Below are 13208 nucleotides of genomic sequence, written 5' to 3' on the forward strand. Positions count from 1 at the left end.
AGGATAGCGTCATGACAACAATGCTGGATGTTTCACGTCGCGCGGGCGTATCAAAAGCGACGGTTTCTCGCGTGCTGAACGGAACGGGACAGGTGAAAGAGAGCACGCGCCAGAAAGTCTTCAAAGCGATGCAGGCGTTAGATTACCGACCCAATTTCTTGGCGCGATCGCTGGCGAACCGCACCAGTAACAGCATTGGGCTTGTTGTCTCGACCTTTGACGGATTTTACTTCGGGCGTTTGCTGCAACAGGCGTCACGCCAGACGGAGTCGCACGGTAAGCAGCTTATCGTGACCGATGGCCATGACACGCCGGAACGCGAGCAAGAGGCGGTGCAGATGCTGGCCGACAGGCAGTGCGACGCGATCATTCTCTATACCCGCTATATGAGCGAAAAAACGATCATCTCGTTGATTAATACCATAGAGACACCGCTGGTCGTGATCAATCGCGATGTCAGTCTGGCCCGCGATCGCGCCATATTCTTTGAACAGGAAGATGCCGCGTTTCAGGCGGTGGATTACCTGATCTCACAGGGCCATCGGGATATCGCCTGCATTACCGTACCGAATCACACGCCAACGGGAAAATCCCGTCTGACGGGCTACCGCAAGGCGCTGGAGAAAAACGGGATCGCCTGGGACCCGGCGAAAGTGAAATACGGCGACTCCAGTATGACACGCGGGTACGAAGCGTGCCGTGAACTGCTGGAGGAAGGGATCGCCTTTACCGCGCTCTTTGCCTGTAACGACGATATGGCGCTTGGCGCATCAAAGGCGCTGCATCAGGCCGGGCTGCGGATACCGCAGGATATTTCGCTGTTTGGCTTCGATGACGCGCCCAGCGCGAAGTGGCTGGAACCGGCGCTGTCCACCGTTTATCTGCCGATCGACAGTATGATTACCACCGCAATCGATCAGGCGATTCGGCTGGCGAGCGGCGAGGAGCTGGAGCCGATCCCGCCGTTTACAGGAACATTAGTGCTGCGTGATTCAGTAACCACCGGGCCATTTTTTCAGTCGGATTGCTGATGTTTTGCCGGATGGCGGCGCAAGCGCCTTATCCGGCCTACGATATTTCGCCGTCTGTAGGCCTGATAAGCGTAGCGCCATCAGGCAAAGACGCCTTATCCGGCCTGTGATATAGCACCGTCTGTAGGCCTGATAAGCGTAGCGCCATCAGGCAAAGGCGTCTTATCCAGCCTGCCGGTTAAAAAACTTCCAGCGCCAGCAACTCTTCAATCGTCTGGCGGCGGCGAATCAATCGCGCTTTACCATTATCAAACAGCACTTCCGGCAGCAGCGGTCGGCTGTTGTAATTTGATGACATGGACGCGCCGTACGCGCCGGTATCGTGCAGAACCAGGTAATCCCCCGGTGCTACCGCAGGCAGCGCACGCGTTTCCACGTTACCGCCTTCCTGCTGCGTAAAGACATCGCCAGATTCACACAACGGCCCCGCCACCACGGTGTCCAGCAGCGGCGCATGTTCAAGCGAGCGACCGTCCGCCGCCAGCGCCGTAATATGGTGGTAGCTGCCGTACATTGCCGGACGCATCAGGTCGTTGAAACCGGCATCCACCAGCACAAAATGACGGCGCCCCATCTCTTTCACGCTGCGTACCTGCGTCACCAGCACGCCGGATTGCGCCACCAGAAAACGTCCCGGTTCAATTTCCAGCTTCACCCGATGCCCCAGATGGCGAGCGATTTGCTCGCGGGCAGCGTTCCACAGTCCGAAGTAATGCTGCGTATCGACCGCCTCTTCTCCCTCGTGATAAGGGATCGACAGCCCGCCTCCCGCCGAAATCGCCTCCAGATCCTGCCCAAAATCGATAACCTGGCGCACCATCGCGCCGCATACCTGCTCCAGATGACCGTAATCAACGCCGGAACCAATATGCATGTGAACCCCGACAAGCTGAAGCCGATGGCGCTGCATCACCGCCAGCGCGGCAGGCAGATCGGTATGCCAGATGCCGTGTTTGCTGTTCTCGCCGCCGGTATTGGTTTTCTGGCTGTGCCCGTGACCAAAACCGGGATTGATACGCAGCCAGACGCGATGACCCGGCGAAACCTGCCCCAGTTGATCCAGCATATCCACCGACCCGGCATTCACCGGAATGCGCAGTTCGCTGACGCGGGCCAGCGTGGCGGCGTCAATGACATCAGCCGTGAAGACAATATCATCAGGATGGTTTTGCGGATCGTATCCCGCCGCCAGCGCGCGCTCAATTTCACCCAGCGAGACGGAATCCACCTTTACGCCCTGCTCACGCATCAGGCGCAAAATATGAATATTCGAGCAGGCCTTTTGCGCAAAGCGCACCACATCAAACTGTTGCAGGGCCGCGATCTGACGGCGAATAATCTGCGCGTCATAGACCCATACCGGGCAGCCGAATTCCGCCGGTAGTCTGAGCAGATTTTCAGCGTTGAGGTCAGTATCAGTGCAATTCAGTGAATGTGGCATAGCAGGCTCCGGGCAAGACATTTTTTATGATTACGCCACAAACTGAAGGGAATAAAAAATATCGTTTTATGGCAAGCCTATGCAAAAATGATATGGATGATATCCACTGAGGGGAAAGCCAACGATGGCAGCCGTGAACCTGCGCCACATTGAAATCTTTCATGCCGTGATGACCGCCGGAAACCTGACCGAAGCGGCGCGCCTGCTGCATACCTCGCAGCCCACCGTTAGCCGGGAGCTGGCGCGGTTCGAAAAAGTATTGGGGCTTAAACTGTTTGAGCGCACGCGCGGACGCCTGCACCCGACGGTGCAAGGATTACGGCTATTCGAAGAGGTGCAGCGTTCCTGGTATGGGCTGGATCGCATTGTAAACGCGGCGGAGAGCCTGCGTGAATTTCGCCAGGGTGAGCTGTCGATTGTCTGCCTGCCCGTTTTCTCCCAGTCCTTTTTACCCACGCTGCTGCAACCGTTTCTCGCCCGCTATCCTGATGTCAGCCTGAACATCGTGCCGCAGGAGTCGCCGCTGCTGGAAGAGTGGCTTTCCGCTCAACGCCACGACCTCGGCCTGACGGAGACGTTGCATACCCCGGCAGGCACCGAACGCACCGCGTTGTTGACGCTAAATGAAGTGTGCGTGCTGCCGCCCGGTCACCCGCTGGCGACCAAATCCGTGCTGACTCCGGGCGACTTTCAGGGAGAGAATTACATCAGCCTGTCGCGCACCGACAGCTATCGCCAGCTGCTGGATGCGCTGTTTAACGAACACCAGGTTAAACGCCGGATGGTCGTGGAAACCCACAGCGCGGCGTCGGTTTGTGCGATGGTGCGCGCGGGCGCCGGGCTTTCGGTGGTTAACCCGCTCACCGCGCTGGATTATGCCGCCAGCGGAGTGACCGTGCGGCGGTTCAGTGTCGACGTTCCGTTTACCGTCAGTCTGATCCGCCCGCTGCACCGGCCATCATCCGCGCTGGTGGATGCGTTTAGTGAGCACCTGCAAACCAGCCTTCCGCGTCTTGTCGATCCGCTGGAGGCCATTCTGGAGCCGGTTACGAAAGCATAAATTCCACGGCGTCAGCCGCATGGATCGCCGCAGTATCAAACACTGGCAGCGCGCTCTGCGCTTCCGGCACCAGCAACCCGATCTCAGTACAGCCGAAAATCACGCCCTGAGCGCCCTGCGCCGCCAGACGTTCGATCACCTGCAAATAATACTGGCGGGAGCGTTCGCTAAACTCGCCGAGGCACAGTTCGTCAAAGATTATCTGGTTGATCTGCGCGCGGTCGTCAGTTTCCGGCACCAGGGTTTCAATCGCAAACCGCTGCTCCAGACGCCCGCGATAAAAATCCTGCTCCATCGTGTAGCGCGTCCCCAGTAGCGCCACGCGCGTCATGTTTTTGCGCGCAATCGCCCGCCCTGTCGCATCCGCAATATGTAAAAACGGCAGTGAACAGCGCGACTCAATCGTCTCCGCCACTTTATGCATGGTATTAGTACACAGCACTATCGCTTCTGCGCCCGCCTGCTGCAAACCCAGTGCGGCCTGCGCCAGAATATCTCCCGTTTTATCCCACTCGCCCTGGCGCTGACACTCTTCAATTTCATGGAAATCAACGCTATGCAGCAACAGGCTGGCGGAATGCAAACCGCCCAGCCGTGTTTTGATTCCTTCATTAATCAAACGGTAATAGGGGATCGTCGATTCCCAACTCATGCCGCCCAGCAGTCCAATCGTTTTCATTACCTTCTCCTTCTCACCTTGATGACAGCAGTGAAGCAAACTTGTGATCAAGTTTCCAGTTCATTTGGTCTGCCATTTTCTTTTTCCCCGGTATGAACTAATTTAGTTGAAACATTGTTTCAATAAATAACAGGATCACCGCATGTTTATTTTTCATAATGAGACGACGCTTGAGGATCTGGGAAATGGCGTTACCCGGCGTATTCTGGCTCACGACGGCAACATGATGGCGGTAGAGGTGAATTTCGAAAAAGGCGCAATCGGGCCGTTGCACAATCATCCTCATGAACAGCTGACTTACGTTTTGTCCGGTGAATTTGAGTTTACTATTGGTGAAGAAAAGCATGTGGTGCGCGCCGGCGACACGCTATATAAACGGCCCAATATCATGCATGGCTGCGTGTGTTTACAACCGGGAACACTGCTGGATACCTTCACGCCAGTACGCGAAGATTTCCTCAACGCGTAAGCCATACGCATCCGGCCTGTACAGGAAACCCTGCGCAGGCCGGATGTTATCGCCTCACCGGGGCGAGGCTTTTACGACATCAGAATTAACGCGCCAGCCAGCCGCCATCTACCGCAACGGTATAGCCGTTAATATAGTCAGATGCGCTGGATGCCAGGAACACCACCGGCCCCATCAGATCGCTCGGCAGCCCCCAACGCCCCGCCGGAATACGGTCGAGGATTTCCGCGCTACGCTGCTCATCGGCACGCAGTTGCTGAGTATTGTTCGTCGCCATGTAACCCGGCGCGATAGCGTTCACGTTGATGTTATGTTTCGCCCATTCGTTCGCCATCAGGCGCGTTACGCCCATAACGCCGCTTTTAGACGCGGTGTAGGAAGGAACGCGAATCCCGCCCTGGAAGGAGAGCATAGAGGCGATATTAATAATTTTGCCGCCGTTACCCTGGGCGATGAAGTGCTTCGCCGCAGCCTGAGACATAAAGAACACGCTCTTAATGTTCAGGTTCATGACGTCATCCCAGTCTTTTTCACTGAAGTCGATCGCGTCTTCACGGCGGATCAGACCGGCGTTATTCACCAGAATATCGATGTGACCGAACTCCGCCACCGCACGTTCAAGCAGGGCTGGAATACCGTCAATCTGACGCAAATCCGCCGTCAGACTTAAAAAACGGCGGCCCAGCGCGGTGACGCGTTCAATGGTTTCCGTCGGCTCAACAATGTTGATCCCGACAATATCACAGCCCGCTTCCGCCAGCCCCAGCGCCATCCCCTGACCCAGACCGGTATCACAACCTGTGACTACCGCGACCTTACCTTCAAGAGAGAATGCATTCAAAATCATTGTTAATCCTTATTTTCTTAGTGCCTGTCACGGACAGACATGATTGCCGTCCGCGACTAGCGCAGATCTTTTACTGCAACGTGGTCCATATCATCAAAGACCTGGTTTTCACCCACCATCCCCCAGATGAACGTATAGGCCTGGGTGCCGACGCCGGAGTGAATAGACCAGCTTGGGGAGATAACCGCCTGCTCGTTGTGCATCACGATATGACGCGTTTCCTGAGGCTGCCCCATCATATGAAAGACGCAGGCGTTCTCTTCCATGTTGAAATAGAAGTACACTTCCATGCGGCGTTCATGGGTGTGACAAGGCATGGTGTTCCACAGATTGCCGGGCGCCAGTTCGGTCAGACCCATGCTCAGCTGGCAGGTCTCCAGTACGTCCGGCACGAAGTATTTGTTAATGGTGCGGCGGTTACTGGTGAGGTTGTCGCCCAGAGTGACCGGCGCGACATCGGCTGGCGTCACTTTTTTAGTCGGATAAGTGGTATGCGCCGGCGCGCAGTTGTAGTAGAACTTCGCCGGATTTGCGCCATCAACGCTGGCGAAAACAACTTCTTTCGCGCCTTTACCGACATATAAGGCATCGCGGTGGCCGATCTCATAGCACTGACCATCGACAGCAATCGTGCCCGGCCCGCCGATGTTGATCACCCCCAGTTCACGACGCTCCAGGAAGTAGGTAACGCCCAGCTGTTTACCGACTTCACCGCCAACGGAAACCGTTTTCGCTACCGGCATGATGCCGCCGACAATAATGCGGTCGATGTGGCTGTAAACCATGGTGTATTCATCAGCAACAAACACTTTCTCGACCAAAAACTCGTTGCGCAGCCCCTGGGTGTCCAGCGTTTTAGCGTGCGCGCTGTGGATGCTCTGTCTTACGTCCACATCAACCTCCAATAATAAACCGACCGTGAATGTCAGAACGGAAGGCAAAACACCGTTCCGTTTTACTTTATGCGGTAATGATATCCCTCCAGAAACGGGTTTTCAATTACAAATAAAACGTCGTTTCAGTTTTTCTGCATCTTATTATCAAAAGTGTAATTGCGATCACGTCAGCGCGAGATTTCCCTTTAGCAGGCACAGGCTGAGATACTTAAAATAAAATTAAAAACAATAAGATAGGTTTATCAGGTGGATATGGGAGCAGCGTGTGCTCCTGAAAAGAAACGCCGGATTGCTGCAACCCGAGGCGTCAGGGAGGGGAAATATCAGCACATATTGCGGCTGGCGCGGTTGGCAGCGCCAGTACGGGGGAAGCGGAAAATGAAGGCGGTTTTAATCTCGTTCGATAGCAAGCGCCACGCCTTGCCCGCCGCCAATGCAGAGCGTCGCCAGGCCCTTTCGCGCATCGCGTTTAACCATCTCATGCACCAGCGACACCAGAATCCGGCAGCCAGATGCGCCAATGGGATGACCGAGCGCAATCGCTCCGCCGTTAACGTTCACCCGGCGTTCGTCCCACTCCAGCATTTTGCCGACGGATAACGCCTGCGCAGCAAAAGCCTCGTTAGCCTCGATAAGATCCACATCCGCCAGTTGCCAGCCTACCCGTTCAAGACAACGTCGGGTGGCGTAAACGGGTGCGATGCCCATCAGTGCGGGATCGACGCCGACGCTGGCAAAAGCGCGAATACGCGCCAGTATGGGTAAATCCAGTTCCTGCGCTTTGGCTTCGCTCATCATCATGACGGCAGCCGCGCCATCGTTAATTGACGAGGCATTGCCCACCGTGACCGAGCCGAGGAGATCAAATGCCGGGTTCAACTGGGCCAATCCTTCCGCGCTGGCATCGGTTCTTGGCTGCTCATCAGTATCGACAACGACAGGCTGGCCGTTACGCTGGGTGACAACCGGGACAATCTCAGCTTTAAAACGCCCGGCATCAATGGCCGCCCGCGCTTTTTGCTGGGAACTGAGGGCATAGGCGTCCTGCAATTCGCGGCTGATGCCGTATTCCCGCGCCAGATTTTCAGCGGTAACGCCCATGTGGTAATCGTTAAACGCATCCCACAAGCCGTCGTGAACCAGGCTGTCCACCAGTTGGCTGTTACCGAGCTGCGCCCCTGTGCGGCTGTCGGTAAGAACGTGCGGCGCCCGGCTCATGTTCTCCTGCCCGCCGGCAATGACAATATCCGCCTCGCCGCACTGAATCGCCTGTGTAGCCAGGTGCAGCGCTTTCAGGCCGGAACCGCAGACATCGTTGATGGTGATAGCAGAAACGGTGTTGGGCAGCCCACCTTTGATGGCTGACTGCCGCGCCGGGTTTTGTCCTGCGCCCGCCGTGAGCACCTGACCGAGGATAACTTCATCGATAGCATGTACATCAACGCCGGTACGCTCCATCAACGCTTTTACCACCATGCTGCCCAGTTCAACGGCAGAATGGCGGGACAGCGTTCCCTGGAAGCATCCGATCGGCGTACGTAAAGCCCCAACTATCACAACCTCTTTCATCACCACCTCAGCGCAAAATAACACCGCAATAGTAGAGGATTGTTAAAGATAATTATCCTGCTTGTTTAAAAATGGTGAGTTTTATCACAAAGGAAATTGCAGCTATTTTAATCAGCCCGGTATACGCCCCTGCTGTAAATGATCGCGGAGCCAGCTTCCCGCCGCACCCGGCGGCGACTTCTTGTTCCAGAGAAGATCAATCGAGATCGCCTTCGGCCAGCCGGGTACATCCAGTTGCACCAGCGGTTTTTCAGCCGCGAACTCTTCCACCAGCGCGCAAGGCAATGCGCACCAGCCAAATCCCTGCACCGCCATACTCAGTAATAACAAATAGTTAGGCGCAGACCAGGCCGGGCCGCGCGCCACGCTGGCGCCACTTTCCAGATAGGTATTCAGCCGCAGTTCACGCCAGGTATGCAGTTGATCCCATTGCAGGGTTTTCTGCGCGGCCAGAGGATGTGAGGCCGCCACGTAGAGTCCCATCCAGGTCTGCATGGGCAGACGCGTCACCCCCATCTCGGTAGGGTAATGATTGCGCGCTTCAATCAGCCCGACCTGCGCGCGTCCCTTTTGCAGGAGATCGATGACATCTTCATCTTCGCCGATCAGACATTCAAATTCCGTATGGGGAAACTGGCGGTCGAACTGCACCATTAATTCTTCCAGAACGTCTGGATGCAGGGTGTCGGATAGCACGAATGTCAGACGGGTTTCCGTTTCGCCAGACAGGGATAACGCCACCTCATCCAGACGATCGCTTGCTGACAGAATAGCCTGCACATAGCTGAGCACCCGCTTGCCCTCTTCCGTCAGCACTGGCTGTCGTGAAGAGCGATCAAACAGTGAAAACCCCAGATCGGCTTCCAGGTGGGCAATCGCCGTACTGACGGTGGACTGACTTTTCCGTAACCGGCGCGCCGCAGCGGAAAACGAGCCGCAGGAGACCGTCTCAACAAATGCGATCAATGCTTCGGGAGAGTAGTGCATAAACTATCTACTTTATCGATGGATTCTATCTTTTAGATATCATATTAAACGATAAAATGCCTGACATTCCGTTTTCCCGGAGATGAAAAAAAAGGTTTGATCCTATGCAACATGATTTAGTCCAACGCCGTTCGCTACTCGAACGCATTTTCCATGCGGTCTGCTTCGAAGGCATTGCCACCGCCATTCTGGCCCCGACTACCGCCTGGCTGATGCAGCGCTCAGTGCTGGAAATGGGAGGCTTAACCATTCTGCTGGCAACCACGGCGATGATCTGGAATATCATCTATAACGCGCTGTTTGACCGCTTCTGGCCGTCACACGTAGTGACGCGCACCGCTAAAGTTCGCGCACTGCACGCGCTGGGATTTGAAAGCGGCTTTATCGTCATTGGTGTGAGTATTGTCGCCTGGGCGCTGAACGTCAGCCTGTTGCAGGCCTTCACGCTGGAAATCGGTTTCTTCCTTTTCTTCCTGCCATACACCATGTTCTACAACTGGGCCTATGACACGTTGCGTCTTCGCGTAGTAAGACGCCGCCAGCAGCGCGTTACTGCCTGATAATGCTCTGTTTAGCCGGAACATTCCCCGTTCCGGCGCTTCCTGCCTGCCCTCGCACACCGCTTTAGTTTCCCCAGCCCCATGCCATTTATGGTAAATTGCGCTTCTTTTTGTTTATTTTATAGTTGATACGTTCAAATAATGTCGAAAATTTGGTCAAAAGAAGAAACTCTCTGGAGTTTTGCACTATATGGGACTGCGGTCGGCGCAGGCACCCTTTTCCTCCCCATTCAGTTGGGTTCCGCGGGGGCCATCGTGCTGTTTATTACCGCACTGGTTGCCTGGCCTCTGACTTACTGGCCTCATAAAGCGCTGTGCCAGTTTATCCTCTCTTCGAAAACCTCCGCTGGCGAAGGGATCACCGGTGCGGTAACGCATTACTACGGCAAGAAGATCGGCAGTCTCATCACCTCGCTATACTTTATTGCGTTTTTCGTGGTGGTCCTGATTTACGCCGTGGCGATAACCAACTCCCTGACGGAACAGCTGGCAAAGCAGATGACGGTAGACCTGCGGGTGCGTGTTCTGGTCAGCTTGGGCGTCGTATTGATTCTGAATCTGATTTTCCTGATGGGACGACATGCGACTATCCGCGTGATGGGCTTTTTAGTGTTTCCGCTTATCGCCTATTTCTTATTTCTGTCGCTTTATTTGACCGGAAGCTGGCAGCCCGCGTTATTGACCAGCCAGATGTCTTTCGATCGGCACACACTTCATCAGGTATGGATATCCATTCCGGTGATGGTTTTCGCTTTTAGCCATACGCCCATTATCTCCACGTTTGCTATCGACAGACGTGAAAGATACGGCGAGCAGGCCATGGGTAAATGCAAAAAAATCATGAAGGTGGCTTATCTGATCATTTGCCTGAGCGTGCTGTTTTTCGTTTTCAGCTGTCTGCTCTCCATTCCGCCATCCTATATTGAAGCCGCGAAACATGAAGGCGTGACCATCCTGTCAGCGCTGTCTATGATGCCAGCCGCACCGGCATGGCTCTCCATTTCAGGGATTATTGTCGCCGTTGTCGCGATGTCAAAATCGTTTCTGGGCACCTATTTTGGAGTGATTGAAGGGGCAACAGAGATAGTACGAACGGCGTTACTTCAGACTGGCGTGAAGAAAAGCCGGGCATTTAATCGCGCCCTGTCTATCATGCTGGTCTCGCTGATTACCTTTGTCGTTTGCTGCATTAATCCCAACGCCATTTCGATGATTTATGCGATCAGCGGCCCGCTTATCGCCATGATTTTGTTTATCATGCCGACGCTGTCGACCTATCTGATCCCCGCGCTCAAACCATACCGCTCTCTGGGAAATCTGCTTACCCTGATTGTGGGTCTGCTTTGCGTGTCCGTGATGTTTTTTGGCTAATCTCAATACAAAACGGCTCATCCACCTGAAGAGGGGCGAGCCGTTTTACTCAGTCTTTAATCTATCGGCATAATAGTGAGGGCGACCCGACTGTCGTAAACGTCCAGCCTTCCCGCCAGGGTTGTATCAAAAACGAGAACGTCGCGTCCTTTGATAAATAAATAAGCGGCATGGCCTTGCGTTCATGGCTGCCCTGCAATTCGTCAGACGGATATCGGACCAGATTATGCGTCGTAATAATATAGTTTTGCTGCAACTTCTGGTACGTAAAATAAATAATCCGGCTAATTTTATAAGAATGAGCGTCGGGCGTATTCAACACGCCGGTTAATGTCACGATCCCCTGATGATTATGCATCTGGTAGGTAATATCACCAGCAAAAAGTTCATGATCAATATCCCAGACGGCATAACCACTGCAATCAATTTTCGGATTAATGCTGTGCGCATACCAGAATCCTCCGCCACCCACAATGAAGATCGTGATAATAATAGCCGCTGCCAGTATTTTAATTTTCATCATTTATCGAATAGTAGGTTATACACTTTACGGACGGATTTTCTCTGGCATCCTCCGGGCATATAATCGCCGTGATATTTTTTGCGCTGCTCATTCCTGAGAGAAACACATAGTTATTGTTATCGCAAATCTCGCGATGTTTGTGCATAAAGCGAATATAATTTAGCTCCAGCACATCATTCCCTTTTTGCAGGACGGTACAGGATGAAAAAGTCTCGGAGTCCAGAACCTCATAAGACGACAGCAGCGACTCTGGAGACATATAAAACAGGCTGGCGGCAATGCTTATCATCACCACCAGAAGCGCCAGTCCGCAAAGCGCCGCAGGCAACGAGAGATGGCGCTTTTTTATTGGCGTGTCTCCCTTCGGCTCCATTTGGGGTGCAACAATCTGCGCCGGCGCTTCGGTCGCTGATGCTTTTGCGGTTATCTCATCCGTCTGAATATTCGCTGAAATCATCATACCGCGACGGGCAATGGTTTTTATAAGATCGCGCGGTAACCCAATATCACTTAACGCATTTCTTAGAATGAGAATCGTCTGATAAAAAGTATTCGCCGAGGTAACATGATTCTTCTCTCCCCAACCCGCTGTAATCAGCTGGTTTTGAGAAACCACCGTGTTGTTATGCTGAATAAGATATAAAAGGATAAGGCTTGCAGGACTTTGTAACGTTACGGTCTTCTGCATTGCGCTATTCGATAACGCCCGATTTCCAGGGTGAAAGTCAACCAGGTTATTAATTGTGTAACATCTGGCGTGTTTTAACAAATCCGACACAGTATTCCTTCTGGCATTCACATGATGAATGCCATGCTACAAAATTCTTATATCGAGATCACTATAAATATTTGATTATGCGATTACTGTCAAACGCCAGCGGTAAAATTACTTACAAATCAAAAACCTTAAGTCAAAAAAGATCATTTGTTCTTAATTAAGACTATTTTTAAAGCATTTTCATGCTCTCCTGATATTATTACGATAAGCTTAAAAAGCACACAAATACATAATTTATTAATTATGAAAAACAATAGCGATTTTACAATTAAGATACAGCAATTAACATTGATGCAACTTTTGTCCATAAATGCCATTTAACAAAATATCTTAAACATTTTTGCAATATAACTATTCCTAGATTTTGCTATAAAAGTCCTGGATGCTAAATTGTTTCTGTCTCTGACGAGACGTCGCCCCAGGAAAATAAGTAGCATGTAAATAGCCACTATTATAAATGCATCGCAAGGCTTTAAGAAAAATAGCAATAAGTGATATACATCGATTTTTTACGCACGCTAATTGCCGTCTGGCAAAGTATTGACATATTTAAAAACGGATGAAATTATGAAATTATCTACGGATAGGGAGGTTCCTGTATGGAGCTGGATGTTAAATTAAAAAACCTTACGTGCAGTAGTTGTTCTTTACATTGTAAAATAATGCCAGAAAAATCACCTCGTTTACAATATTGTGCTAACGCATGTTTTTGTATGTGGCCGGAAGAAAGTATCTACTTTAACAGAGGTGTTATTGAGGGCATTTTAAATAATAATCATAATGCCCGATTAAATGGTTATATTTTTGTCGATTTCTCTATCAGCTTTTTGCGGCTGTTTCTCGACAAACAGTGGATTGATTATCTCGCCAGCACACGTATGGGTATTGTACTGGTGAGCGATCGGAACATGCAGTCGTTAGGGAAGGTGCGAATAAGCAGGTCATTTCTTCCCAAGCTGACTCGCTGATTAAAATTTCGCGGATCTGGGCCGATTTT

At 52.4% G+C, this 13208-nt stretch carries 13 protein-coding genes and 1 pseudogene; 6 read left to right on the plus strand and 8 right to left on the minus strand.

Annotated elements, in window-relative coordinates; translation table 11 throughout:
* The first annotated feature begins 11 nt into the window (after nt 1–11).
* Entirely contained in the window at nt 12–1031 is a 1020-nt protein-coding gene (locus tag OGV50_RS23460) for a LacI family DNA-binding transcriptional regulator (RefSeq protein ID WP_047461502.1), read from the plus strand.
* 178 nt (nt 1032–1209) lie between these two features.
* On the opposite strand, the gene lysA is transcribed toward OGV50_RS23460, so the two are convergent.
* The gene (gene lysA, locus OGV50_RS23465; protein ID WP_012134958.1) at nt 1210–2472 is read right to left on the minus strand and encodes a diaminopimelate decarboxylase; all 1263 of its coding nucleotides are present in this window, start codon (nt 2470–2472) and stop codon (nt 1210–1212) included.
* Between the two features lie 124 nt (nt 2473–2596).
* Between lysA and OGV50_RS23470 the strand changes: the two genes are divergently transcribed.
* Nucleotides 2597–3532, plus strand: a complete 936-nt coding sequence (locus OGV50_RS23470; RefSeq protein WP_012134960.1) for a LysR family transcriptional regulator — start codon at nt 2597–2599, stop codon at nt 3530–3532.
* On the opposite strand, the gene OGV50_RS23475 is transcribed toward OGV50_RS23470, so the two are convergent.
* Nucleotides 3519–4211, minus strand: a complete 693-nt coding sequence (locus OGV50_RS23475; protein ID WP_047461496.1) for an aspartate/glutamate racemase — start codon at nt 4209–4211, stop codon at nt 3519–3521. The genes OGV50_RS23470 and OGV50_RS23475 overlap by 14 nt on opposite strands.
* Nucleotides 4212–4353: 142 nt before the next feature.
* Between OGV50_RS23475 and OGV50_RS23480 the strand changes: the two genes are divergently transcribed.
* Nucleotides 4354–4680, plus strand: a complete 327-nt coding sequence (locus OGV50_RS23480; RefSeq protein WP_012134962.1) for a cupin domain-containing protein — start codon at nt 4354–4356, stop codon at nt 4678–4680.
* 85 nt (nt 4681–4765) lie between these two features.
* Here OGV50_RS23480 and kduD read toward each other — a convergent pair whose 3' ends face one another.
* The 4 genes from kduD to OGV50_RS23500 all read right to left on the minus strand — a co-directional run bounded on the left by kduD (nt 4766) and on the right by OGV50_RS23500 (nt 8979).
* Nucleotides 4766–5527 (minus strand): 2-dehydro-3-deoxy-D-gluconate 5-dehydrogenase KduD, encoded by a 762-nt coding sequence (kduD, locus tag OGV50_RS23485; protein WP_005123393.1) that lies wholly within the window; start codon nt 5525–5527, stop codon nt 4766–4768.
* Between the two features lie 56 nt (nt 5528–5583).
* Complete coding sequence (gene kduI / locus OGV50_RS23490) at nt 5584–6420, minus strand: 5-dehydro-4-deoxy-D-glucuronate isomerase (protein ID WP_024130911.1); 837 nt, start codon at nt 6418–6420, stop codon at nt 5584–5586.
* A gap of 393 nt (nt 6421–6813) precedes the next feature.
* Complete coding sequence (locus OGV50_RS23495; RefSeq protein ID WP_200092712.1) at nt 6814–7992, minus strand: acetyl-CoA C-acetyltransferase; 1179 nt, start codon at nt 7990–7992, stop codon at nt 6814–6816.
* Between the two features lie 111 nt (nt 7993–8103).
* Nucleotides 8104–8979 carry a LysR family transcriptional regulator gene (locus tag OGV50_RS23500; RefSeq protein WP_286488804.1) on the minus strand — a complete coding sequence of 292 codons (876 nt, stop codon included), beginning with the start codon at nt 8977–8979 and terminating at the stop codon, nt 8104–8106.
* Nucleotides 8980–9083: 104 nt separating this feature from the next.
* Between OGV50_RS23500 and OGV50_RS23505 the strand changes: the two genes are divergently transcribed.
* Complete coding sequence (locus OGV50_RS23505; RefSeq protein WP_024130912.1) at nt 9084–9539, plus strand: multidrug/biocide efflux PACE transporter; 456 nt, start codon at nt 9084–9086, stop codon at nt 9537–9539.
* 141 nt (nt 9540–9680) lie between these two features.
* The gene (locus OGV50_RS23510; RefSeq protein ID WP_047461483.1) at nt 9681–10910 is read left to right on the plus strand and encodes an amino acid permease; all 1230 of its coding nucleotides are present in this window, start codon (nt 9681–9683) and stop codon (nt 10908–10910) included.
* Nucleotides 10911–10971: 61 nt separating this feature from the next.
* Here OGV50_RS23510 and OGV50_RS23515 read toward each other — a convergent pair whose 3' ends face one another.
* Both OGV50_RS23515 and OGV50_RS23520 read right to left on the minus strand, forming a co-directional pair.
* A complete protein-coding gene (locus tag OGV50_RS23515; protein WP_071257892.1) occupies nt 10972–11433 on the minus strand; it encodes a YqeJ family protein in 462 nt (153 codons plus the stop codon).
* Nucleotides 11420–12121: a winged helix-turn-helix domain-containing protein gene (locus tag OGV50_RS23520; RefSeq protein WP_112001586.1), complete on the minus strand. Its 702-nt coding sequence runs from the start codon at nt 12119–12121 to the stop codon at nt 11420–11422. The genes OGV50_RS23515 and OGV50_RS23520 overlap by 14 nt, the downstream gene beginning before the upstream one ends.
* A gap of 689 nt (nt 12122–12810) precedes the next feature.
* Here OGV50_RS23520 and OGV50_RS23525 point away from each other — a divergent pair.
* Nucleotides 12811–13131: pseudogene (locus OGV50_RS23525) on the plus strand (helix-turn-helix transcriptional regulator); the annotation flags it as partial.
* Nucleotides 13132–13208: the final 77 nt, after the last annotated feature.

Source organism: Citrobacter sp. CK180, assembly GCF_030333655.1.
Taxonomy (GTDB): domain Bacteria; phylum Pseudomonadota; class Gammaproteobacteria; order Enterobacterales; family Enterobacteriaceae; genus Citrobacter_B; species Citrobacter_B koseri.